The sequence below is a fragment of the Kushneria halocnemicola genome, from assembly GCF_965650455.1.
Classification (GTDB): domain Bacteria; phylum Pseudomonadota; class Gammaproteobacteria; order Pseudomonadales; family Halomonadaceae; genus Kushneria.
In genome coordinates, this window is record NZ_OZ287968.1 from 3,268,558 (window position 1) to 3,292,950 (window position 24,393).

Annotated in this window: 17 protein-coding genes, 3 tRNA genes and 3 rRNA genes; 20 read left to right on the forward strand and 3 right to left on the reverse strand. The window is 59.1% G+C overall.

Features of this window, described 5'->3' with window-relative positions:
- Window positions 1-10 precede the first annotated feature (10 nt).
- The 8 genes from fdxH (at window position 11) to ACS92L_RS14785 (ending at window position 8,059) form a co-directional block, all read left to right on the forward strand.
- Entirely contained in the window at window positions 11-958 is a 948-nt protein-coding gene (gene fdxH / locus ACS92L_RS14750; RefSeq protein WP_438765854.1) for a formate dehydrogenase subunit beta, read from the forward strand.
- Entirely contained in the window at window positions 955-1,671 is a 717-nt protein-coding gene (locus ACS92L_RS14755; protein WP_438765855.1) for a formate dehydrogenase subunit gamma, read from the forward strand. Before fdxH ends, ACS92L_RS14755 begins: the two co-directional genes overlap by 4 nt.
- Window positions 1,649-2,590, forward strand: coding sequence for a formate dehydrogenase accessory protein FdhE (gene fdhE / locus ACS92L_RS14760; protein WP_438765856.1), 942 nt, complete (start codon window positions 1,649-1,651; stop codon window positions 2,588-2,590). The genes ACS92L_RS14755 and fdhE overlap by 23 nt, the downstream gene beginning before the upstream one ends.
- A 271-nt stretch (window positions 2,591-2,861) precedes the next feature.
- Window positions 2,862-4,280, forward strand: coding sequence for an L-seryl-tRNA(Sec) selenium transferase (selA, locus tag ACS92L_RS14765; RefSeq protein WP_438765857.1), 1,419 nt, complete (start codon window positions 2,862-2,864; stop codon window positions 4,278-4,280).
- Window positions 4,277-6,211, forward strand: coding sequence for a selenocysteine-specific translation elongation factor (selB, locus tag ACS92L_RS14770; RefSeq protein ID WP_438765858.1), 1,935 nt, complete (start codon window positions 4,277-4,279; stop codon window positions 6,209-6,211). Before selA ends, selB begins: the two co-directional genes overlap by 4 nt.
- A 51-nt stretch (window positions 6,212-6,262) precedes the next feature.
- A tRNA-Sec gene (locus ACS92L_RS14775) sits at window positions 6,263-6,358 on the forward strand.
- Between the two features lie 240 nt (window positions 6,359-6,598).
- Window positions 6,599-7,456 (forward strand): methylenetetrahydrofolate reductase [NAD(P)H], encoded by an 858-nt coding sequence (gene metF, locus ACS92L_RS14780; protein WP_438765860.1) that lies wholly within the window; start codon window positions 6,599-6,601, stop codon window positions 7,454-7,456.
- A 75-nt stretch (window positions 7,457-7,531) separates the two neighbouring features.
- The gene (locus ACS92L_RS14785; protein ID WP_438765861.1) at window positions 7,532-8,059 is read left to right on the forward strand and encodes a superoxide dismutase family protein; all 528 of its coding nucleotides are present in this window, start codon (window positions 7,532-7,534) and stop codon (window positions 8,057-8,059) included.
- 66 nt (window positions 8,060-8,125) lie between these two features.
- On the opposite strand, the gene ACS92L_RS14790 is transcribed toward ACS92L_RS14785, so the two are convergent.
- Together ACS92L_RS14790 and ACS92L_RS14795 are read right to left on the reverse strand one after the other, a co-directional pair.
- On the reverse strand, window positions 8,126-8,377 hold the full coding sequence (locus ACS92L_RS14790; RefSeq protein WP_438765863.1) for a YheV family putative zinc ribbon protein: 252 nt from the start codon (window positions 8,375-8,377) through the stop codon (window positions 8,126-8,128).
- A gap of 48 nt (window positions 8,378-8,425) precedes the next feature.
- Window positions 8,426-10,468 carry a M3 family metallopeptidase gene (locus ACS92L_RS14795; protein WP_438765864.1) on the reverse strand — a complete coding sequence of 681 codons (2,043 nt, stop codon included), beginning with the start codon at window positions 10,466-10,468 and terminating at the stop codon, window positions 8,426-8,428.
- Between the two features lie 132 nt (window positions 10,469-10,600).
- On the opposite strand from ACS92L_RS14795, the gene ACS92L_RS14800 reads away from it, so the two are divergent.
- The 9 genes from ACS92L_RS14800 (at window position 10,601) to rrf (ending at window position 19,561) form a co-directional block, all read left to right on the forward strand.
- Complete coding sequence (locus ACS92L_RS14800; RefSeq protein ID WP_438765866.1) at window positions 10,601-11,941, forward strand: sodium-dependent transporter; 1,341 nt, start codon at window positions 10,601-10,603, stop codon at window positions 11,939-11,941.
- Window positions 11,942-12,024: 83 nt separating this feature from the next.
- A complete protein-coding gene (locus ACS92L_RS14805) occupies window positions 12,025-12,573 on the forward strand; it encodes a gamma carbonic anhydrase family protein (protein WP_438765867.1) in 549 nt (182 codons plus the stop codon).
- Between the two features lie 71 nt (window positions 12,574-12,644).
- The gene (locus ACS92L_RS14810) at window positions 12,645-13,316 is read left to right on the forward strand and encodes a metal-dependent hydrolase (RefSeq protein ID WP_438765868.1); all 672 of its coding nucleotides are present in this window, start codon (window positions 12,645-12,647) and stop codon (window positions 13,314-13,316) included.
- A 23-nt stretch (window positions 13,317-13,339) separates the two neighbouring features.
- On the forward strand, window positions 13,340-13,948 hold the full coding sequence (locus ACS92L_RS14815; protein ID WP_438765869.1) for an HAD family hydrolase: 609 nt from the start codon (window positions 13,340-13,342) through the stop codon (window positions 13,946-13,948).
- Between the two features lie 451 nt (window positions 13,949-14,399).
- Window positions 14,400-15,939, forward strand: a 16S ribosomal RNA gene (locus tag ACS92L_RS14820).
- Window positions 15,940-16,010: 71 nt separating this feature from the next.
- Window positions 16,011-16,087: transfer RNA gene (locus ACS92L_RS14825), tRNA-Ile, on the forward strand.
- A 7-nt stretch (window positions 16,088-16,094) separates the two neighbouring features.
- Window positions 16,095-16,170: transfer RNA gene (locus ACS92L_RS14830), tRNA-Ala, on the forward strand.
- A 281-nt stretch (window positions 16,171-16,451) separates the two neighbouring features.
- Window positions 16,452-19,343 (forward strand): 23S ribosomal RNA (locus ACS92L_RS14835).
- Between the two features lie 102 nt (window positions 19,344-19,445).
- Window positions 19,446-19,561 (forward strand): 5S ribosomal RNA (gene rrf, locus ACS92L_RS14840).
- Together the 16S, 23S and 5S rRNA genes with 2 tRNA genes alongside form the textbook arrangement of a ribosomal RNA operon.
- Before the next feature lie 111 nt (window positions 19,562-19,672).
- Here the strand turns inward: rrf and hisC are convergent.
- Window positions 19,673-20,731 (reverse strand): histidinol-phosphate transaminase, encoded by a 1,059-nt coding sequence (gene hisC, locus ACS92L_RS14845; protein ID WP_438765870.1) that lies wholly within the window; start codon window positions 20,729-20,731, stop codon window positions 19,673-19,675.
- A 130-nt stretch (window positions 20,732-20,861) separates the two neighbouring features.
- Between hisC and ACS92L_RS14850 the strand changes: the two genes are divergently transcribed.
- From ACS92L_RS14850 to ACS92L_RS14860, 3 genes are all read left to right on the forward strand, one after another.
- Window positions 20,862-22,472, forward strand: a complete 1,611-nt coding sequence (locus tag ACS92L_RS14850; RefSeq protein ID WP_438765871.1) for a sulfatase-like hydrolase/transferase — start codon at window positions 20,862-20,864, stop codon at window positions 22,470-22,472.
- Window positions 22,473-22,594: 122 nt separating this feature from the next.
- A complete protein-coding gene (locus tag ACS92L_RS14855; protein WP_438765873.1) occupies window positions 22,595-23,704 on the forward strand; it encodes an alkene reductase in 1,110 nt (369 codons plus the stop codon).
- Between the two features lie 127 nt (window positions 23,705-23,831).
- Window positions 23,832-24,311 (forward strand): copper resistance protein NlpE N-terminal domain-containing protein, encoded by a 480-nt coding sequence (locus tag ACS92L_RS14860; protein ID WP_438765874.1) that lies wholly within the window; start codon window positions 23,832-23,834, stop codon window positions 24,309-24,311.
- Window positions 24,312-24,393: the final 82 nt, after the last annotated feature.

The following is a 24,393-nucleotide window of genomic DNA, read 5'->3' on the forward strand; positions in this document are numbered from 1 at the left end:
GGGAGGGCATATGATCAACTCACAAAATATCGTTGCCCGTTCCGCGACGACACTGCCGGCACCCCATGCACGCGACAATGTGGTGGAAGTGGCCAAGCTTATCGATGTCTCCAAGTGCATCGGTTGCAAGGCCTGCCAGGTCGCCTGCATGGAGTGGAATGATCTGCGTGATGAGGTAGGCGAGTGCCACGGGGTGTATGACAACCCCATGGATCTGACCGCCGAGTCATGGACGGTGATGCGCTTTAACGAAGTCGAAACGGACTTTGTGGGCGGTGAGGATGTCAGCAAGGAGAAGGAACTCTCCTGGCTGATCCGCAAGGATGGCTGCATGCACTGCGCCGAGCCGGGCTGTCTTGAGGCCTGCCCGGCCCCGGGCGCAATCGTCCAGTATGCCAACGGCATCGTCGACTTTGATTCCAACAACTGCATCGGCTGCGGCTATTGCATCACGGGTTGCCCGTTCAATATTCCGCGCATCTCGGAAAAGGACAGCAAGTCCTACAAGTGCACCCTGTGCTCTGATCGTGTGAACGTGGGACTGGAGCCGGCCTGCGTCAAGGCCTGTCCGACCAACTGCATCGAGTTTGGCAGCAAAAAGGACATGCTGGCGCGCGCCGACAAGCGCGTAAACGACCTGAAAGAGCGCGGCTACGAGCATGCCGGTATCTATGATCCGGCAGGCGTGGGCGGTACGCACGTCATGTACGTGCTGCACCACAGCGACGAGCCCGGGCTTTACAGCGGGCTGGCGAAGGATCCGCGCATTTCGCCGGTCGTTGGCGTCTGGAAGGGCATTTCCAAGCCCATCATGTCCGCGATTCTGGGGATCACGGCGTTTGCCGGCTTCTTCCACTACATCACCAAGGGCCCGAAGGAAGAGCCTACGGATGAGGAAGTCTTTGGCGAAGACGATGATCATCATCGTGTCTCACGTGAAGAGGAGCATCGGTCATGAATTTCAAGAAACAAAAGACCATGCTGCGTTACGGCCCGGGTACCCGGGCCAACCACTGGGCCATGGCAGGCGCCTTTATTTTGCTGGCACTGTCAGGACTTGCCTTCTTTCATCCACCGTTTTTCTTTTTAAGCCACACGCTGGGCGGACCGGTCTGGTCGCGAGTGCTGCACCCCTTCATCGGCGTGGTCCTGTTTGTGCTGTTTGTCATCATCGCGGTGCGACAGCTCAAGCATAATATGCTGATGAAAAACGATGTGCAGTGGATGCGTCAGATGGGCGATGTGCTCAACAACCGGGATGAGAAACTGCCGCCGATCGGCAAGTACAACCCGGGTCAGAAGATGGTCTACTGGGCACTGATTCTCTGCATTCCGGTGCTTTTGATCACGGGTGTGATCATGTGGCGCCCCTGGTTTGCCGGGTTCTTTCCCGTTCCGGTCATCCGTGTGGCAAGCCTTGTGCATGCGCTGGCCGCCTTCATCGGTATTGCGACCATCATCGTGCACGTCTACGCAGCCATCTGGGTCAAGGGCTCGATCAAGGCCATGACTCGCGGCCGCGTCACGCATGCCTGGGCAAAGCACCACCATCCGCTCTGGTATGAAGAGGAGATGGAAGACCCTTCGCAGCGCGCGGGAGACGAGAACGCTCACGGGCGTGACACGACATCCCATCACGGAGCTCGCCATGACGGCCGAACCTCAGGCTGAACATGATTACGGTGCTGCCCCCGGCGGGGTCGTTGAACCCCCCGCCGTGGTGCTGCCCGAACGGCGTCTTTTCAGTCATCGGGCACGCCGCCTGCGCGATCTTTCCAGGCGCATGCGCTCGATGGCCGATTTCCTTGGGTTTGCCGCGCGCCTGGCGCAGGCGCAGCATCAGGTATTGCAAAAGCGTACCAGCACCTTCCAGCCGGACGCTGAGACCTTCGATCTGGCCTTTGAACACGGTATGCCACCCCTTATGGCGCAGACACTGCAGCATGATCTGGACTGGCAGGAAGACCTGGACGCGCTTTGTGACGCCCTGGAGCTCAACGTGGGGCAGGCGCAGCAGCAGCTGATTCACCGGCTGCGAGCGCTGGATGCGTCGAGTCGTCGGGAAATCGCCGCCGAGGTGCTCAGTGCCGGCACCGGTAGTGAAGACACTCGCGCCTTCATGCCCCTGGTGGCCGCAGCCCTGCAGGTGGCCTGGCTTCGCCAGTGCTCGGTGCTGCCACGGCCGCCAAAGCGGGCGGAAGGCACGGCGCAGACCGTTTGTCCCTGCTGCGGCGCGCTGCCGGTGGCCAGTATCATTCAGGTGGGGCGTGAACGCTCACGCGTGCGCTATATGCAGTGTTCTATCTGTGCCGCCGAGTGGTACATGGAGCGGGCGCGCTGCACGACCTGCTTTGAAACCGGCAAGCTGGATTATGTCGGTCTTGAAGGCGAGGATGGCAAGCGCCCGCTGCCGGTCAGGGCCGAAACCTGTGGCGAGTGCGAAAGCTATGTAAAGATCGTTCAGCGCGATACCGAAGTGGATGCCGATGCCTTGGCGGACGACTTGGCCAGTCTGGGGCTTGATATCATGATCGCCAATGAGCGTGATATCGGGCGAAGCAGCTACAATCCCTGGCTTGTCGCGGGGTGACCCCTGGGACCTGTCTGTATAAACGCGCTCAACATGAGCGCGTTTTTTTATGTTGTTATATCAAATTGGTCTCCATGAACGACGCCCCGAGCTTGTTTCAAGACTTTTTTAAGGGATGATAACCGGCTTGAACGATTGTGTGGCCTGTGCTCCGATTCTGACCTGTCACTGCCCGGCCTTTTGCATGAGTCTGGATTGATGGCAGTGCCTGTATTAAAAGATGAGTCGTGTTTCATGTATGAACGCTCTCACCCCATGAAAGGAGTCCTTGATGGATGACCCGCGACGTTATCTACCGGCAGTGGATGTGCTGCTGTCCCATCATGCGATGGAGCGCTCGCCGGTCAGCCGTCGTCTCAAAAGACGCGCGGTGCGCGAGCTGCTGGTTGATGAGCGCAAGCGTCTCTCCGCCACCGACGCCGCCCCCCTTGATCAGGAACAGCTGGTCACCAGGGCGCTGGCCGGTGCCGAGGCACTGGCCGCTTCCAATGCCCCCAGCGTGTTCAATCTGACCGGCACCGTCATTCATACCAATCTGGGGCGCGCGCCACTGGCCGAGCCGGCCATTGATGCCATGACGCGCGCTGCCCGGCAGTCGCTGGCGCTGGAATACGACATCGATAGCGGACGCCGGGGTGATCGCGACCAGGTCGTCGAATCGCTGCTGTGCGAACTGACCGGTGCCGAAGCCGCGACTGTGGTCAACAACAACGCCGCCGCCGTGGTGCTGACGCTGTCGGCGCTGGGGGCCGGCCGTGAAGTCGTCATTTCACGCGGTGAGCTCATTGAGATCGGCGGCTCGTTTCGCCTGCCCGACATCATGCATACCTCCGGCTGCTATCTGCGCGAAGTGGGGACGACCAACCGCACGCACGCGCGTGATTTCGAGCAGGCCATGAGTGATGCCACGGGCATGATCTTCAAGGCGCACACCTCCAACTATGCGGTAGAAGGGTTTACGGCCGCCGTGGAGGAAAGCGAGCTGGCGCGTATTGCCCACGATCAAGGAGTGCCCTTTATCGTGGATCTGGGCAGCGGTGCGCTAACGGACATGGCGGCTCTGGGGTTGCCCGATGAGGCACGCCCCCATCAGAGCATCGAGGCCGGTGCGGATGTGGTGACCTTCAGCGGCGACAAGCTCCTTGGCGGGCCTCAGTGTGGTCTGATCGTGGGCAGCCGTGACTGCATCGATCGCATCCGTCGCCATCCGCTCAAGCGTGCCCTCCGCGTCGACAAGCTGATCATGAGCGCGCTGGAAGCGACCCTTCAGCTTTATCGGGACAGCGACGAGATCGAGCGTGATATTCCGACCCTGGCGCTACTGACGCGTGCCGAAGCCGACATCGCGGCCACGGCCGAGCGTTTGCTGCCCGCCCTCGTCGAGCATTTGCCGCGAATGCAGGTCAGCATTGCCCCCTGCCGGAGCCAGCTGGGCAGCGGCGCGCTGCCGGTGGATCGTCTGCCCAGCCGGGCGCTTGTGATCGCACCGCCCACCCGGGAGCGCCATCACGACGAGCATTCGCTGCGCAAAATCGAGGCGGCGTTCAGACAGCTTCCCCGACCCGTGATCGGGCGACTCCACGACGGGGCGCTGTGGCTTGATCTGCGCTGTCTGCAGGGCGAGCCCGACGAACGTGCCTTCATGGAACAGCTTGGCCATCTCTCGCTGAATCGGGAACAGGGATCATGATCGTAGGAACGGCAGGCCATGTAGATCATGGCAAGACAGCCCTGATTCACTCGCTGACCGGGATCAGCACCGACCGTCTGCAAGAGGAGCAGGCGCGGGGGCTGACCATCGAGGCCGGCTACGCCTATCCGGAGACGCTTGATGAATTCGAGCTGGGCTTTATCGATGTCCCCGGCCATGAAAAATTTATCCACAACATGCTCTCGGGTGTCGCAGGTATCGACACCATGCTGCTGGTGGTGGCCGCCGATGATGGCGTCATGCCCCAGACAAGGGAGCACATGCAGATACTGCGTCTTCTGGGCATCGATCGCGGTGTGGTGGCGCTGACCAAATGTGATCTGGTCGAGCGCCAGCGACTGGTAGAGGTGCATGAACAGATCCGGTCATTGCTGGCCGGCTCACCGCTGGAGGATTCGCACGTCTTTGAAGTGTCCAGTCGGACAGGCGAAGGCATCGATGCACTCAAGGAGGAGCTCTGGCGTCGCGCCCAGGCCAGCGATGCCGAGGTGGCTCAGGGCAATTTCCGCATGGCTGTGGATCGCGCCTTTACCAAGACCGGTTCGGGGCTGGTGGTCACGGGGACGGTTGTGGCCGGCGAGATTTCGGTCGGTGACAATGTCAGACTGTTTCCATCCGGTCAGGGGGCCCGCGTCAGGGGGCTTCGACGGCAGGGGCGGGTGGCAGAACATGCTCGTCAGGGCGACCGGCTTGCCCTGAACCTTGCCGGCCCCGGCATCGATCGCGAAACCGTTCAGCGCGGTGACTGGGTGGTGGCCCAGGCGCTGCCCACGCCGTCGCTGACGCGCGTGGATATCGCTCTGGAACTTCTGGAAGATGCCCCGCCCCTGAGCCACTGGTCGGGTGTCCATCTACACCTTGGGGCCTCGCATGTCACCGGACGCATTTCCCTGCTGGAGGGGCAGCTGCTGCTGCCCGGTGGGCGCATGCTGGCCCAGATGATTCTTGAAACGCCGCTGCATGCCTGCATGGGGGATCGTGTGATCGTCCGCGATCATGGCGCGCGTCATACCATTGGTGGCGCCGTGGTGCTTGACGGTGCACCGCCGCGCCGCGGCCAGCGCTCGCCGGCCCGGCTGCAGTGGCTGGAAAGCTGCCGTCAGGCGGTCATGGACAGCAGCGCCAGCGGCATGTCTCTGGCCGAGCCGCTCAAAATGGCTCTGACGCTGCGTCAGGATGGCCCGGATATTTATGGCCTGGCGCGAAACTTCAATCGAACGCCTGCCTCGCTGGCCCGTGAGTTCGAAGCGCTGGGGGCATGGGTCATCAGCGCCGGGCAGGATATGCGGGCCTTTTCGCCACAGGCTCTGGAGTCACTTCGGGTACGTATTCTCGAGGTGGTCACCGACAATCACGAGCGTGAGCCGGCCATGCTCGGCACCGAACGCGAGCGTCTGCGCCGTCAGGTCATGCCGGGTCTGCCCAGCGCCCTGTTTCGCCAGATCATTCAACCGCTGATGACGGCAGGCATGCTGAAACAGCAGGGGCCCTTTTTGTCGCTGCCGGATTATCAGGCGGCGCTGTCGGCCGAAGACGAAGCGCTCTGGCAAAGGATTCAGCCACACCTTGAAGCAACGGCCTTTGATCCGCCGCGCGTACGGGATCTGGCCGGTCTGGAAAATATCGATGAGGGGCAGGTGCGTCAGGTACTCACATCGGCCGCCCGTCTGGGGCGTGTCTATCATGTGCGCCGCGATCATTTTTTCCTGGCCCGATCCGTGTTTGATATGGCCGACATGATTCAGCGTCTCGAGGCGCAGCAGGGCGCGGCACATGTGGCCAGTTTCCGGGACCAGCTGGGTATCGGGCGCAAGCTGGCCGTGCTGATCCTCGAATTTTTTGACAGAATCGGCTATACACGGCGGGTTCGCGATGATCATGTCGTGCGTCGGGCCGACATGTGGCATTAATTACGCTATCATGCGCTCACGTTTTAGCACCTGCTGAAATGGTCTGACCAAGGAAAGGCTTCGTTCCCCGGTGGGGCGCTCGGGCTTCAAACCCGAGAGGGGCTGCCAGCAGTCCCTGGTGGGTTCGACTCCCACGCCTTTCCGCCATCTTCATGGGGCGTCGAACCACAGGTTTCGACGCCCTGATTTTTTCCGGGCGCTCACGCGCTTGATCATGAATCCTGCTTGATAAGATCCCCCGAATCTTTCATTTGGTTTGATTCATCGGTGTCGTCACAATACATGGCATTAACCGATGGTCGACCGCTGCCGTCAATGGGCCCACTGGAAGCGTGCGGATGCTCCGGCCCGGTCGATGCATGTCTTGTCAAAAGGATCTCCTGACTCATGAGTGATGCCCGCCCGCCCGAAATCAGTTTCGAGTTTTTCCCGCCGCGTACCGACGCAGGCCGTGATCGGTTGCCGGAGGTTTATACAAAGCTGGCCGAGCTCGATCCGCGCTTTTTCTCGGTGACTTTCGGTGCCGGTGGCACCACGCGTGATTTCACCTTTGATGCCGTTAAAAACATTTCGCGCGATACTGGCATCTGCACAGCGCCACACTTGTCCTGCGTGGCCAGTGACAAGGAGGACCTTCGCAGGCTTTTAACGTTTTATCGCGAGCACGGTATCAAGCGAATCGTGGCGCTTCGTGGCGACATGCCTTCGGGGATGATGGGAGTCGGAGAGTTTCGCTACGCGCGAAATCTGGTCGATTTTATTCGTGAAGAGACCGGGGATCATTTCAATCTGACCGTGGCGGCCTATCCGGAGTGCCATCCTCAGGCGAGCAGCTTCGAGCGCGATGTAGATCATTTTGTCGACAAGGTGCGCGCCGGTGCCGATATGGCCATCACACAGTATTTCTTCAATCCGGATGCTTACCACCATTTCGTGGATCGGGTGCGCGCCCGCGGCGTGGATGTGCCGATCATTCCGGGCATCATGCCGATCACCAATTACACCAAACTCGCCCGTTTTTCCGAAATGTGCGGTGCCGAGATTCCGCGCTGGATGCGGCGACAGCTTGAAGCCTACGGTGATGACAGTGCCAGTATTCAGGCCTTCGGCCATGAAGTAGTGGCGCGGCTTTGTCAGCAGCTGCTGGATCAGGGGGCGCCGGGACTGCACTTTTACACGCTCAATCAGGCAGACGCCTGCACAAGTCTCGTGGCTGACCTGTCGCTTGAGAAGACCCGGCATTGATTGGTGGCATTCGAGCAGACGAACTAGTCTTGAGGGTACGCCAATCGTTAATGGGCTGACTTGAGAGGATTTCCAATGAAAAGACTGTTTCTGGCATCAGCACTGATGGCTTTAACGCCGCTGGCCATGGCCGACACCACCGTAGAGCTGCACAAGGCAACGGATGAGGGTGTCAGTGACTCTGTCGGCACCGTAACCTTCGAAGACACCGATTACGGTCTTCTGGCCACACCCGATATCTCGGGTCTGCCGGGTTTTGGCATGCACGGTTTTCATCTGCACACCAACCCAAGCTGTGACCCGTCCACCGACAACGGCGAAGTGACGCCGGCCGGTGCTGCCGGCGGTCACTTTGACCCGGAAGAGACGGATCATCACGGCGGTCCGTATGCCGAAGACAGCCATCTGGGTGATATGCCCCTGGTAGTGGCCGATGAAGATGGCAACGTCACAACGCCGGTGCTGGCGCCTCGCCTGAAAGAGAGCGACCTTGCCGGCCACGCCGTCATCATCCATGAAGGTGGCGACACCTACAGCGAACCCCCGCACCTGGGTGGCGGCGGTGGACGCTGGGCCTGCGGTGTGATCGAAGACAACAGCTGATCACAAGCGCTGATGATAAAAAGGCCCTGCCGGGTAACCGGCAGGGCCTTTTTGATGCCGGGGCGTTCAGCGTTTGCCCGGGTCGATGATTTTAACGGGCTGAAAGTCCTCACTTTCCTCGGCGGGCTGACTTTTGGAGACGCGTGTTTCCAGCGGATCGAGGGTGTCTTCGGTCATGGGGAGCTGTTCGAAGAAGTCGCAGCTGACGCACTCGCGATAGCGGGTGCCGTTGCTTTCCCAGCTTCGAATGCGATCCATGGCGCTGCAGCGCGGGCAGATGGCGCCGGCAATAAAACGCTTGGGGGTTGACTGGCTCATTGAATCTCCTGACCGGCAGCGTCGAACTGCCGGTCGTGATACAGGGAATCAGGCGCTCTGGTGGATGCCGCTCTGGCGCAGCAGCGGCTCGATGCTGGGCTCGCGGCCACGAAACTCCTGAAACAGGACCGCGGCATCCCGGGCGCCGCCCTGTTCCAGAATGCTGCTGCGAAAACGCAGGCCGGTGGTCTGATCAAAAACGCCGGCATCTTCAAAGGCCGACCAGGCATCCGCGGAGAGCACCTCCGCCCACTTGTAGCTGTAGTAACCGGCGGCGTAGCCACCGGCAAAGATATGGCTGAAGCCGTGCTGGAATCGGTTGAACTCGACTCTGGGCACCACCGAGACCTGATGACGCACGCTGTCCAGCAGGGACTGGATGTCTTCGGCATTCGGCGCCTGGTGCTCACGGTGCAGGCGCAGATCAAACAGCGAAAACTCGAGCTGGCGCACCATGGTCATGGCGGACTGGAAGTTGCGGGCGGCCTGCAGACGCTCGAGCAGATCATCGGGCAGCGGGGCACCGGTGTCGACATGCGAGGCGATCAGGTCGAGGCCTTCACGCACCCAGCAGTAGTTCTCCATGAACTGGCTGGGCAGCTCGACGGCGTCCCACGCCACGCCATTGATGCCCGAGATGTCGGCGACGTCCTGGCGCGTCAGCATATGGTGCAGGCCGTGGCCGAACTCGTGAAACAGGGTCAGCACTTCATCGTGGGTCAAAAGCGCCGGCCGGTCGCCCACCGGGCGGGTGAAGTTGCAGGTCAGATAGGCGACCGGCAGCTGAATGTCACCGTCGCCGCGTACGCGCCTGACGCGACATTCATCCATCCACGCGCCACCGCGCTTGCCTTCACGGGCATAAAGGTCGAGGTAGAACCCGGCGATGGGGTGACCGTTTTCGAGAATGTCGAAAAAGCGCACATCGCTGTGCCAGCGTGGTGCCTCGGTATTTTCGCGAAAGCTGACGTTAAAGAGCTTGCCGATAACCCGGAAAAGCCCATCTACAGCGCCAGGGGCCGGGAAATAGGGGCGCAGCTCTTCCTGGGAAATGGCGTAGCGTGCTTCACGCAGCTTCTCGCTGGCGTAGCCGGTATCCCAGGGGGCCAGGGTCTCGGTGCACAGCTCGTCGCGGGCGAAGTCACCGAGATTTCGAAATTCTTCCGTGGCCTGCGGTACGGCGCGTTCGGCCAGATCGCCCAGGAAGTCGAGCACCTGATCCGGGCTGTCGGCCATCTTGGTGGCCATCGAATAGTCGGCGTAGGTGTCAAAGCCTGCCAGTGCCGCAAGCTCCTGTCGCAGCGTTACGATCTCGGCCATGACGTCGGAGTTGTCGAACTCGCCGGCGTTGGGGCCCTGATCGGAGGCGCGTGTGACAAAGGCGGTATACACCTCTTCGCGCAGGGCACGGTCGTCGGCATGGCTCATGATCGGGAAAAAGCTCGGGAAGTCGAGCGTGATGCGATAGCCCTCGACGCCCTTGGCCTGGGCGTTGGCTGCCAGGGTTTCAAGGGCGCTGTCGGGCAGGCCGTCCAGACGCTCGCGCGGCACATCCAGATGCCATGCCTGGGTGGCATCCAGCACGTTGTTGGAAAAGGTGTTGGAAAGCGTTGAAAGCCTGGCCTGGATTTCGCCGAATCGGGCCTTTTTTTCAAAGGGCAGGTCGATGCCGGCCAGGCGGAAATCCCGCAGGGTATTGTCGATCGATTTGCGCTGTCCCTGATCCAGACGATCGTACTCCTCGCTTTGCGCCAGCGTCTGGAAGGCCTTGAAAAGCCCTTCATGCTGACCAAGCCAGGTGCCATAGGCCGAAAGCTTTGGCAGGCAGGCCTGGTAGGCTTCGCGCAGTGCCGGGGAGTTCATGGTGGCATTGAGATGCGAGACCGGCGACCAGGCCTGGGAGAGCTGGTCGTTGATGGCTTCAAGCGGTGCGGCCAGCCCCTGCCAGGTGTGGCTGCCTTCCTCGACCAGCCTTTCGATGGCCGCCTTGTTGCGAGCAAGCAGCTCGTCCATGGCCGGCTCGATAATTTCCGGGGTGATGGCATCGAAGGGGGGAAGCGGGTGGGATTCGAGCAGGGGATTGGTAGACATGAAGCGACCTCGCGGTTGGCGAAAGATATACTGTTGACAATGAGGGTGTCGGGCGCCGGTTTCAATGCGGACGTGCGCCACCATGAGTTGATTCAGTGCGCATCATGGCGCGGTAAGACAGGGATGCAGGACATGTCCGAAGTGGTAGAGCGCTGGGGGTCGCGCCGTGCGTTCATTATAGCAGTGACGGGTGCGGCGGTGGGTCTGGGCAATATCTGGCGCTTTCCCTGGATGGTGGGTGAAAACGGAGGCTCGGTCTTTCTTTTACTGTATGTGGCTTTCGTGGCGCTTTTGGGATTGCCGGTCATGGTGGCCGAAATCCTGATTGGACGCGCGGGGCGGCGCACACCCGTGCAGGCCCTGACCTTTTTGGCCCGCGAGGCGGGCGGCAGCCGACACTGGGGGCTTCTGGGGCTGCTGGGCGGTATCACGCTTTTTCTGATTCTCTCCTTCTATGCGGTCGTGTCGGGGTGGTCGCTGGAGTATCTGGTCGATGCATTCAGTGGCGATTTCGCCGCCCGCACGCCCGAAGAAATCGGTGCCGCCTTCGATGCCTTTCTGGCAAGTCCTGGCCGGGTCATCGTCAATCAGACGCTTTTCATGGTGCTGACGATGACGGTTGTGGCCTTCGGGGTGGGTAGTGGCCTTGAGCGACTCAATAATCTTTTGATGCCGCTTTTGTATCTGCTGTTGATCGTGCTGGTCGGCTATGCGGCTACCACGACAGGGTTTGGTACCGCGTTGAGCTGGCTTTTCTGGCCCGATCCTCAGGCGGTCACCTTCATGGTGGTGCTCAACGCCATGGGTCATGCCTTCTTTACGCTGGCGGTGGGCGCCGGTGCGCTGATGGCGTACGGCGCCTATATGCCGGAGGGCCAGAGCGTGCCCCGCGCCGTGGTCACCGTGGCGCTGCTGGATATTGCGGTGGCACTGATGGCGGGGATTGCCATCTTTTCGATCGTTTTCTCGCAGGGGATGGATCCGGCTTCCGGCCCGGGGCTCATGTTCGTGACCCTGCCGGTGGCCTTTTCACAGCTGCCCGGTGGTGAGCTGTGGCTGGGCTTCTTCTTCGTGCTGCTGTTGATCGCGACCTGGACGTCTTCCATCAATCTTGCCGAGCCGATGGTGGCCATGCTCCATTCCGCCGGGCTGCATCGAATGACATCGGCGCTTTTGATCGGCAGCGGCGTCTGGCTGGTGGGGATCCCTTCGGCGTTGTCGTTTTCGTGGCTCTCTGAGGTGCAGCCGATCACAGGCATGACGTTCTTTGATCTGGCAACGACCGTGCCCACCGATATCCTGCTGCCCATTGGCGGGTTGCTGATCGCCTTTTTTGCGGTCTGGGTCATGGATGGGCAGCGATCACTGCAGGCGCTGGGCAGCAGTGATCGCTTTTTTGTGACGTGGCGTCGTGTCACGCGCTGGGTCGCTATCCCGCTGCTGATACTGGTGTTGATGGGCGCCATGTTCTGAAATGATGTCCGGGGCAGCCCCGGGGTGGATACTACGGAAGGGGCGGTCATTTTTAATGGGTTCAACAAGGCGAGGGCGCAAACATGAGTATTCGAAGTTTCAGAGGGGTATCACCGACGCTGGGCGAGCGGGTCTTCATCGATGAGACGGCTGTGGTGCTGGGCGATGTCACCCTGGGCGATGACACGTCTGTCTGGCCGACGGCCGTGATCCGTGGCGACATGCACCGTATCCGTATCGGCGCTCGCACCAGCATTCAGGACGGCTCCATTCTTCATATCACGCATGCCAGCGACTATAGCCCCGGCGGTTACCCGTTGACGGTCGGTGACGACGTGACCGTGGGGCACCGCGCCATTTTGCATGGTTGCACCATTGCCTCGAAGGTATTGATCGGCATGGGGGCCACGGTACTCGATGGTGCTGTTGTTGAAACCGAGGTGCTGGTAGCGGCAGGTGCCGTGGTGCCGCCTGGCAAGCATCTTGAAAGCGGCTACGTCTATGGGGGCAATCCGGTGCGCCAGCTGCGTGCGCTCAAGGAGTCGGAATATCGCTTCTTCGAGTATTCAGCAAACAACTACGTATCACTCAAGGACGAGTTTCTGTCCGCCGGGATGAATAGCTCGCCCTGAGGGGCCGCTAGACCATTGTTGTTGCTGAGAAAATTGCGCCATAATATGGATTTATATCCAGTATCTGAATTATGGCCAATTTTACAACGCATTTTACGGTGGCCGCCGCGGGCGGCGCTTTGGTGGGCGCACTGGGCTGGCAGGCCGGTCTATGGCCCTTTGTTGATGGCTTCCCGATGGCGGGGTTGGTCGCACTGGGCGGCGTGGTGCCGGATATCGATGCTGACCAGTCCCGTGCCGTACGCCTGATCTTTACGCTGATGGCGATGCTTGCCGTGATCGGCTGTGTCTCGGCGCTGCAACCCTTTCTTTCCCTGGCAGAGCTCAGTGGCATGGGTGTCGGCGCCTATCTCATTGTACGTTATCCTCTGAGCACGCTTTTCAAGCGCTTTTCCGTCCATCGCGGTATCTGGCACTCGTTGCTGGCAGCCATGCTGTCGGCGCTAGTCGTGGCCGTTGTGAGCTACCAGCTCTTTATACAGACCGCCACGCAGTCATGGTTTTTTGCCGGTGCCATGCTGATTGGCGTGCTTATTCATCTTCTTCTTGATGAGATCTACAGTATCGATATCGAGGGAAGGCGCCTGAAGCGCTCCTTTGGTACGGCTTTCAAGCTTTATGATTACGGTACGCCACAGACAGCACTGCTAATGGGGATTGTCATGGCATCGATGACCCCCTGGTTACCACCTTATGGGGCGCTGCAGGATATCGGTAACAGTGTCCGGGCACTCTGGAGTTAGTCATCGCATACAAGGGAGAAGCCATGAGGTCACGCGAGATACTTCTGTTTGATGTCGGTGGCGTACTGGCTGACTGGGATGGCACCACACCACTTGTGAATCTGACCGGCGGGCGACTGAGTCATGAACAGGCACGCCGGTTCTGGCTGGAGTTTGCCCCGCTTGAACCGTTCGAAACCGGCAGGGCTTCTGCCAGAGGCTTTTTGAAAGCGGCCGTTGAAACCCTTGAGCTTGATATGACGCCTGAAACGTTCGAGCAGCACTACTCCGGCTGGGTCACGGGACTCTACCCCGGCACCCGGGAACTGCTTGAACGAATTGATCCGCGCTTTTACATGGCTATTCTCAGCAACAATAACCCCATCCACTGGGCCGTTATTCAGCGCACCGGGCTGGAAGCCCACTTTGACACCATCTTTCTTTCTCACGAGATCGGCTATCGCAAGCCGGACCCACGTGCCTGGCAGCATGTAATAAAGGCACTGGCCTGTAGCGCCAATCAGATCACCTTCCTTGATGATAACCCCGAGTGCGTTGATGCCGCCCGGACGCTGGGGATGCGCGCTCATCTGGTAAATGGGAAAGAAGCGCTTGAGACGTGTCTTGAGAGCGAAGGCTACCTGGGCTCCTGACAGAAAAACGAATCTTTTTGGCGAAAGGGGTTGCGCGGTCCCGGTCTGATCTATAAAGTACGCATCCGCTGCCACGGAGCACACGGCGACGAGGCAGCGGAGAAGTTTGGCAGGTGATTGTTTTGACTAAGGTTTTGGTCGCTCAATCAGGATTTCAAATCCAGCCGCTGACTTCCGGATCGAAAAAAAGAGGTTGACTTTTCGATTCAGGGCTGTAAAATGCCCACTCTCTCGAAGCAGCCGCCACGGCGACTGAGGCAACATCTTCGAGACGCTCTTTAACAAGTCGATCAGGCAATTTGTGTGGGCGTCTGGCTCGTGTGACACCAGTCACATAGATAATCGAGCAGACGAACACTCGTCAAGAGTACTAGTTTGACCTCGAGCCCGGATTGATTCACCTCGATGACTGCTTCGGCAGGCTTCGAAACGAATCTCAAAGCTTCAAAATAAACTGAAGAGTTTGATCATGGCTCAGATTGAACGCTGGCGGCAGGCCTAACACATGCAAGTCGAGCGGTAACAGGGGTAGCTTGCTACCCGCTGACGAGCGGCGGACGGGTGAGTAATGCATGGGTATCTGCCCGGTAGTGGGGGATAACTCGGGGAAACCCGAGCTAATACCGCATACGTCCTACGGGAGAAAGCAGGGGATCTTCGGACCTTGCGCTATCGGATGAGCCCATGTCGGATTAGCTTGTTGGTGAGGTAACGGCTCACCAAGGCAACGATCCGTAGCTGGTCTGAGAGGATGATCAGCCACACCGGGACTGAGACACGGCCCGGACTCCTACGGGAGGCAGCAGTGGGGAATATTGGACAATGGGGGAAACCCTGATCCAGCCATGCCGCGTGTGTGAAGAAGGCCTTCGGGTTGTAAAGCACTTTCAGTGGGGAAGAAGGCATGGTGGTTAATAACCACCATGAAGGACATCACCCACAGAAGAAGCACCGGCTAACTCCGTGCCAGCAGCCGCGGTAATACGGAGGGTGCAAGCGTTAATCGGAATTACTGGGCGTAAAGGGCGCGTAGGCGGCTTGCCAAGCCGGATGTGAAAGCCCCGGGCTCAACCCGGGAACGGCATTCGGAACTGGCAGGCTAGAGTGCAGGAGAGGAAGGTGGAATTCCCGGTGTAGCGGTGAAATGCGTAGAGATCGGGAGGAATACCAGTGGCGAAGGCGGCCTTCTGGACTGACACTGACGCTGAGGCGCGAAAGCGTGGGTAGCAAACAGGATTAGATACCCTGGTAGTCCACGCCGTAAACGATGTCGACCAGCCGTTGGACCCCTTGAGGGTTTGGTGGCGCAGTTAACGCAATAAGTCGACCGCCTGGGGAGTACGGCCGCAAGGCTAAAACTCAAATGAATTGACGGGGGCCCGCACAAGCGGTGGAGCATGTGGTTTAATTCGATGCAACGCGAAGAACCTTACCTGCTCTTGACATCCTGCGAATCTCCCAGAGATGGGAGAGTGCCTTCGGGAACGCAGAGACAGGTGCTGCATGGCTGTCGTCAGCTCGTGTTGTGAAATGTTGGGTTAAGTCCCGTAACGAGCGCAACCCCTATCCCTTTTTGCCAGCGGTCCGGCCGGGAACTTCAGGGAGACTGCCGGTGACAAACCGGAGGAAGGTGGGGACGACGTCAAGTCATCATGGCCCTTACGAGCAGGGCTACACACGTGCTACAATGGCCGGTACAAAGGGTTGCGAAGCGGCGACGTGAAGCCAATCCCATAAAGCCGGCCTCAGTCCGGATCGGAGTCTGCAACTCGACTCCGTGAAGTCGGAATCGCTAGTAATCGTGGATCAGAATGCCACGGTGAATACGTTCCCGGGCCTTGTACACACCGCCCGTCACACCATGGGAGTGGACTGCACCAGAAGTGGTTAGCTTAACCTTCGGGAGAGCGATCACCACGGTGTGGTTCATGACTGGGGTGAAGTCGTAACAAGGTAGCCGTAGGGGAACCTGCGGCTGGATCACCTCCTTAAACGACTAAAGTGCTCACGCGAACCAGCGCGTCCACACAAATTGCCTGATCGGATAGAGCGAAGACTGCTTGGGTCTGTAGCTCAGTTGGTTAGAGCGCACCCCTGATAAGGGTGAGGTCGGCAGTTCAAGTCTGCCCAGACCCACCAACCTGTCGGGGCCTTAGCTCAGCTGGGAGAGCGCCTGCCTTGCACGCAGGAGGTCAGCGGTTCGATCCCGCTAGGCTCCACCATACCGGCTCGGTGCATACAAACAGTCTCGCTGATACTGATGAAACCACAGTCAAAAGTCATGATGATGACAGATCATCGACATGATTTCTGACTGTCTTTTTGACAGTACGCTCTTTAACAATGTGGATCATGCTGACCTGTCGGTCGGTGAACACCCCTTCTTCGGAAGGGTGTCGTGACCCGGCCGGCAGACAACGTATAAGTTTGCTGTGATACGTAATGTCGTACGTATTCCAGCAAATGTCGTGTGATCGTGAAACCGGACCCCTTGGGGTTATATGGTCAAGCGATTAAGCGCACACGGTGGATGCCTAGGCAGTCAGAGGCGATGAAGGACGTGACAGCCTGCGATAAGCGTCGGTGAGGTGGCAAATGACCTGCGACCCGGCGATTTCCGAATGGGGAAACCCACTTACCATCAGGTAAGTATTCATGAGCCAATACATAACTCATGAAGGCGAACCGGGAGAACTGAAACATCTAAGTACCCCGAGGAAAAGACATCAATTGAGATTCCCCCAGTAGCGGCGAGCGAACGGGGACCAGCCCTTAAGCAGTGCAACCGATAGGCAAACAGTCTGGGAAGTCTGACCATAGCGGGTGATAGTCCCGTAGCCGAAATCCGAGCATTGTGAAATCGAGTAGGTCGGGGCACGTGAAACCCTGACTGAACATGGGGGGACCATCCTCCAAGGCTAAATACTCCTGACTGACCGATAGTGAACCAGTACCGTGAGGGAAAGGCGAAAAGAACCCCGGCGAGGGGAGTGAAATAGATCCTGAAACCGTGTGCGTACAAGCAGTGGGAGCAGACTTGTTCTGTGACTGCGTACCTTTTGTATAATGGGTCAGCGACTTATTTTCAGTAGCGAGCTTAACCGAATAGGGGAGGCGCAGGGAAACCGAGTCTTAAATGGGCGAATTAGTTGCTGGGAATAGACCCGAAACCGGGCGATCTATCCATGGCCAGGATGAAGGTCAGGTAACACTGACTGGAGGTCCGAACTCAAGTATGTTGAAAAATGCTGAGATGAGCTGTGGATCGGAGTGAAAGGCTAATCAAGCTCGGAGATAGCTGGTTCTCCTCGAAAGCTATTTAGGTAGCGCCTCACGTATTACCACCGGGGGTAGAGCACTGTTTCGGCTAGGGGGCCATCCCGGCTTACCAACCCGAGGCAAACTCCGAATACCGGTGAGTACAGCGTGGGAGACACACAGCGGGTGCTAACGTCCGTTGTGAAAAGGGAAACAACCCAGACCGCCAGCCAAGGTCCCAAAATCCCGGTTAAGTGGGAAACGATGTGGGAAGGCACAGACAGCCAGGAGGTTGGCTTAGAAGCAGCCATCCTTTAAAGAAAGCGTAATAGCTCACTGGTCGAGTCGGCCTGCGCGGAAGATGTAACGGGGCTCAAACCGGGTACCGAAGCTGCGGGTGCATCCTTATGGATGCGCGGTAGAGGAGCGTTGTGTAAGCCTGCGAAGGTGGATCGTGAGGTCTGCTGGAGGTATCACAAGTGCGAATGCTGACATGAGTAACGACAAGGGCGGTGAAAACCCGCCCCGCCGGAAGACCAAGGGTTCCTGTTCGACGACAATCGGAGCAGGGTGAGTCGACCCCTAAGGCGAGGCCGAAAGGCGTAGTCGATGGGAAACGGGTCAATATTCCCGTACCGGATGTTATTGCGATGGGGGGACGAAGAAGGCTAGGTGAGCCGGGCGCTGGTTGCCCCGGTGAAAGCGAGTAGGCCTGAGGATCAGGCAAATCCGGTCCTCTACAAGCCGAGACGCGAGACGAACAGACCACGGTCTGGAAGTCACTGATGCCACGCTTCCGGGAAAAGCCTCTAAGCTTCAGATAACATGCGATCGTACCCCAAACCGACACAGGTGGTCAGGTAGAGAATACCAAGGCGTATGAGAGAACTCGGGTGAAGGAACTAGGCAAAATGGCACCGTAACTTCGGGAGAAGGTGCGCCGGCCAGGGTGACGGGACTTGCTCCTTGAGCTCTGACCGGCCGAAGAGACCAGGTGGCTGCAACTGTTTATTAAAAACACAGCACTCTGCCAACGCGTAAGCGGACGTATAGGGTGTGACGCCTGCCCGGTGCCGGAAGGTTAATTGATGGTGTTAGCCGCAAGGCGAAGCTCTTGATCGAAGCCCCGGTAAACGGCGGCCGTAACTATAACGGTCCTAAGGTAGCGAAATTCCTTGTCGGGTAAGTTCCGACCTGCACGAATGGCGTAATGATGGCCACGCTGTCTCCACCCGAGACTCAGTGAAATTGAAATCGCTGTGAAGATGCAGTGTACCCGCGGCTAGACGGAAAGACCCCGTGAACCTTTACTATAGCTTCACACTGGACGCTGATGTTACTTGTGTAGGATAGCTGGGAGGCTTTGAAACCCCGACGCCAGTCGGGGTGGAGCCAACCTTGAAATACCAGCCTGGTATCATCGGCGTTCTAACTCCGCACCGTGATCCGGTGTGAGGACAGTGTGTGGTGGGTAGTTTGACTGGGGCGGTCTCCTCCCAAAGAGTAACGGAGGAGCACTAAGGTACCCTCAGCACGGTTGGAAATCGTGCAATGAGTGCAAGAGCATAAGGGTGCTTGACTGCGAGACGGACATGTCGAGCAGGTGCGAAAGCAGGTTCTAGTGATCCGGTGGTTCTGTATGGAAGGGCCATCGCTCAACGGATAAAAGGTACTCCGGGGATAACAGGCTGATACCGCCCAAGAGTTCATATCGACGGCGGTGTTTGGCACCTCGATGTCGGCTCATCACATCCTGGGGCTGAAGTCGGTCCCAAGGGTATGGCTGTTCGCCATTTAAAGTGGTACGCGAGCTGGGTTTAGAACGTCGTGAGACAGTTCGGTCCCTATCTGCCGTGGGCGTCGGAAGTTTGAGAAGTGCTGCTCCTAGTACGAGAGGACCGGAGTGGACGCACCGCTGGTGTACCGGTTGTCATGCCAATGGCACCGCCGGGTAGCTATGTGCGGACGGGATAACCGCTGAAGGCATCTAAGCGGGAAGCCCCCTTCAAGATGAAACTTCCCTGGAGCCTCGAGCTCCCTGAAGGGCCCTCGAAGACGACGAGGTCGATAGGCGCGGTGTGTAAGTGCAGCAATGCATTGAGCTGACGCGTACTAATTGCCCGTGAGGCTTGACCATATAACACCCAAGTGGTTCGCATCACACGAATGCGTTGATGTATCGATCAGCATGATCCCGATTTTGACCCGCTGCCCAAAGGGCAGCCGGTCTGCAGAATTGCCTGACGACCATAGCGTGCCGGCACCACCCGATCCCTTCCCGAACTCGGTAGTGAAACGGCTCCGCGCCGATGGTAGTGTGGGGTCTCCCCATGTGAGAGTAGGTCATCGTCAGGCACCCCTTCCGAACCCCGGTCCTTAACAGGACCGGGGTTCTTTTATGGGCGCACGCCGGCGCCGGCGTGGCCCCTGCCGGCGGTCACTGACGTGACCGCCGGGCAGGGCCCCTCAGGGCGCGGTCGCCAGCGCCGTTACCAGCGCCGTCATCTCCGCCTCTGTGCCGATCGAGATGCGCAGCCAGTCGGCCAGCCCCGGCGCGGCAAAGTGGCGAACCAGAATGCCCGATGCACGAAGACTGGCCGCCACACTGGCGGCTTCCTTCCGTCTGGGTCTGACAAACAAAAAGTTGGCCTGTGATGGCAGCACTTCAATATCCAGTTCTCTCAGAGCCTGAGCCGTACCTTCACGCGTTGCCATGATGGCGCGGCAGCACTCGTCGTAATGCCGGGTATCTTCCAGTGCCGCAATGCCCACGGCACTGGCTAGTGGATCGATGGGATAGGAATTAAAGGAGTCCTTGATACGCTCCAGCCCCTCGATCAGCTCTCTGGAGCCTATGGCAAATCCGAGACGCATGCCCGCCAGACTGCGGGATTTCGAAAAGGTCCCCGTGACCAGCAGGTTGTGATACTCGTTGATCAGCGGTACAGCGCTTTCGCTGCCGAAACCGTAATACGCTTCATCAATCAGTACGACACGCTCGCGCTGACGCTCTAAAAGCGCTCTGATGGCCTGACGCGAATGCGCGTGACCTGTCGGGGCGTTTGGATTGGCAAAGGCAATACCGGCATGGCCCTTCTCGGGAAAGTGCTCCAGTGGCACTTCCCAGCGCTCGTTCAGAGCAACCTTTTGCAGATCAATGCCATAAAGCTGGCAGTACACCGGATAAAAACTGTAGGTGTGCTCCGGAATCGAGAGCGCCTCACCGTCACGCAGGAAAAAGGCGCGAAAGGCAAAGGCCAGCACTTCATCCGAGCCGTTACCCACGAACACCTGCTCTCGAGTGACGTTATAGGCGCTGGCCAGACTGTCACGCAGTGCCAGTGATTCGGGGTCGGGGTAGCGTCGCAGCTGCTCGCAGGAAAACTCTCTGAGCACCCTTTCTACCCTGTCGGAGGGCGGGTAGGGGTTTTCGTTGGTATTGAGTTTGATCATGCGCTGTCTTGGCTGTTCGCCGGGCACATAGGGCGTCAGTGAGTCAACGCCGGGACTCCAGAACTTGCTCATCGCTGCTCTCTGCAAGGGGACATTACGGTAGGATCATGTTGACTCCTGCCTGTTGCGTTCGCAAGTCTCGTCCTCGGGCTGGTATCTGCTAATCTAAAACGCTTTATCAAGCCGTGAAGGGGCAAGGCCGGTGGCTGGAAGGATCGGGCGCGCAAGCGCCGTGGCGGTAACGCTCGCGCTGGCCTGGCTTTTACTGGCGTTGCCCAATCAAGTCAGCGCTTTTGGCCGGCTCGGCCAATGGTTCCCCCCGCTTGAGCTTCCATTGCTTTTGATGGCGCTTTGGTGTGTGCCGCGCCGGGCGGCGCGTTTTGTGGCGCCGATAATGGCTGTTGCGCTGTTGCTGCTGGCCGTGATCAAGCTGGCTGATATGGTCGCGCTGCAGGCCTACTGGCGAATATTTGACCCCATCTCGGACTGGCGCCTGATCGGGCCGGGCTGGAACGTACTCAGTGGCACGGTAGGGGCTGAAAAAGCCGGGCTGCTGGCCGTCGGTCTGGTCGCAGTTTTGCTGTCGATTCTAATGCTCATGACCATCGGCCTGCTGCTTCTGACACGTTATGGCGGCCCGGACAGTCCGAGTCGGCTGCGTGTGACGCTCTGGTCGATAACGGGCGGTTTGCTGCTGGTGTCCCTTTCCGGTTTCATTCGCCCGGATGGCGCTCATCCTGGCGAATCATCACGACTGGTGGTCGAGCACGTGGCGCAGTCCCGACAAAACCTTCAGGATCTTGCCGCTCTCAAGGAACATGCCGAACAGGACCCTATTGCGGGGATGCCTGCCGGTAAGCTCCTGAGCGGACTGAAAGGCCATGACGTTCTTTTTGTGTTTATCGAATCCTATGGACGCACGGTGCTGGAGGATCCGCGTTATGCCGGCGTCGTGCGCTCGCGCATGACAGCCATCGATGATGAGCTGGGACAGGTCGGGTTTGGCGCCCGCAGTGCCTGGCTCGTTTCCCCAACAGTTGGCGGTCAGAGCTGGCTGGCCCACGCCACGCTTCAGTCGGGGCTCTGGATCAACTCACAGCGGCGTTATAACTGGCTTTTGGGGACCGGGCGTGTCTCGCTGGCACGGCTTTTCAATCGCGCCGGATGGCGCACTCTGGCCGTGGAGCCGGCCCTGACACGTGAATGGCTGGCCAATCGCTATTATCGCTTCGATCAGGTCTATGATGCCCGTAACCTCGGCTACGAGGGTGAGCCCTTCAACTGGGTCACCATGCCGGATCAGTACACCTATGCGGCACTACAGCGCCTTGAACTTGCCGATACCGAACGCGCGCCCGTCATGGCAGAAATTGCCACGCTGAGCAGCCATGCCCCCTGGACGCCGATTCCGCCACTGATCGACTGGACGCAGGTGGGCGATGGTCGCATCTTCAATCAGTGGGCCCGCGCGGGCGACCCGCCCGATGTGGTCTGGCAGGACAGCGAACGCGTCCGCGCTCAGTATCTCAAGTCCATCGATTATGCACTCGAAACGCTGGCCTCCTTTGTCACCCACTACGGCAACGACAATCTGGTAGTGATTGCCATGGGGGATCATCAACCGGCCTCCATCATTACCGGCGAGGGCGCCAGCATGGATGTGCCCGTCCATGTCATGACCCGGGATGCGAGCGTATTGAATCAGTTTGATGCGTGGGGCTGGCGCGTCGGCATGCTGCCGGACCAGGACAGTGCCCGCTGGGGAATGGACGCCCTGCGTCAGCGTCTGATCGAAGGATTTGGCGCTCCGTGATCAAGCGGGTTGAATTATTTGCGCGCCGGTGACTTGATAAGCAGGCTAACAGTCTCCATATCCGAAACTGGCTCGATCAGTTCTCTCATTTACCCGAGTCACCGAACACGGAGGTTCACGCCATGCATGATGTTCTATTCGAACCGCTTCAGCTGGGCTCGCTGGAAATTCCCAACCGGGTCATTATGGCGCCGCTGACGCGTGCGCGCACGCCGGATCGCATCCCGGGTCGCCTGCAGGAGATCTACTACGGCCAGCGTGCCGGCGCCGGGCTGATCATCGCCGAGGCTACCAATATCTCGCCGACCGCGACGGGCTATGTCTACACCCCGGGTATCTGGACCGACGAACAGGAAGCGGGCTGGAAAGGCGTGGTGGAAGCCGTACATGCGCGCGGCGGACGTATCGCACTGCAGCTCTGGCACGTGGGCCGCGTCTCCAATGAGCGCGTTCAGCCCGAAGGTCAAAAGCCGGTTGCCCCCAGCGCTCTGAAAGGGGAAGGTGCTCAGGCATTTGTGGAGTTCGAGGATGGCAGCTCCGGTCGGGAAGACGCCAGTACTCCGAGAGCGCTTGAAACCGAAGAGATCCCCGGGCTGGTCGAGGATTACCGACAGGCGGCCGTACGTGCAATGCGTGCCGGGTTTGACATGGTTGAAGTTCATGCCGCCAATGCCTACCTGCTGCAGCAGTTTCTGGCAACCGGCTCCAACCAGCGCACCGACCGCTATGGCGGCTCGATCGAAAATCGCGCCCGCGTCGTGCTTGAGATCGTTGACGCCGTTGCCAGTGTCTTTGGCTATGACCGGGTCGGCCTGCGCATCTCGCCGTTTATCGAAATCTTCGGACTCAAGGATGATGAATCCGAGCAGATGGCCTTTTATCTGGCCGATCAGCTCAACGTGCGTGAGTTGGCCTACCTGCACGTCAACGAGCCCGACTGGGCCGGTGGCGACATCCATCTGACCGATGATTTCCGTCGCGCCCTGCGTGCCCGTTTCCGTCATGGCGCACTGCTTTTCTGCGGTCATTATACGGCGGAAGGCGAGGTCGATCTGATCGAGCGCGGTATCGGCGATGCTGCCGTCTTCGGTCGGCCCTTTATCTCCAATCCCGATCTGCCCGAGCGCTTTCGCGTCGGCGCCGAGCTTGCCGAACCCGACCCTGACACCTTCTATGGCGGCGATGAAAAGGGCTATACCGACTATCCCTTTCTGGATGATCAGGCACGCTAGCAATCTTTGACCCTGCCGTAGTGACTCTATATGCGCTAGTGTCTTTCCGGGGCCCCCGACAAGCAGCTATGCTAGGGGGCACCGGTCGTTTGAACGGCCAAAAAACATGCATCAGGAGTAAAGCTTCATGCAGATGAAAACGTTGCTGGCCGGTTCGGCACTGATGGCACTGCTGGCCGGCTGTGCCGGCTCCGGCGGTGAGCAGGGAACCGATAGCACGGGGGCAACCGCCTCGTCCTCGCAGGCGCAGAGCGAAACACGCACCTATACGGGCACGCTGCCGTGTCGCAACTGCAGCGGCATCGCGCTGACGGTTGATCTGCAGGGCGATGAGCAGGCGACCAATCCGCAGGATCGGACGTTCGAGCTGGACGCACAGTATCAGAACCATCCCCAGAATCCGCCGACTGAAACCTACAGCGGCAACTGGGATGTGATCAGCGGCATGCAGGATGATCCTTCAGCCACCGTTTACGAACTGACGCCTTCCGGCGAAGGCCAGGTCTATTACTTCGAGCGCGTTAACGACTCAACGCTTGAACTGGTGGATCCGCAGCTGCGTCGCTTTGAAAACGGTGAGACCCTGCGTCTGACCCGGCAGCAGTAATGTTGGATCGGCTGCCCCTGTGGCAGTGTTGATCAAAGGGCGGCGACAGGCCGCCCTTTTTCATGTCTGAAATCACCGAGAC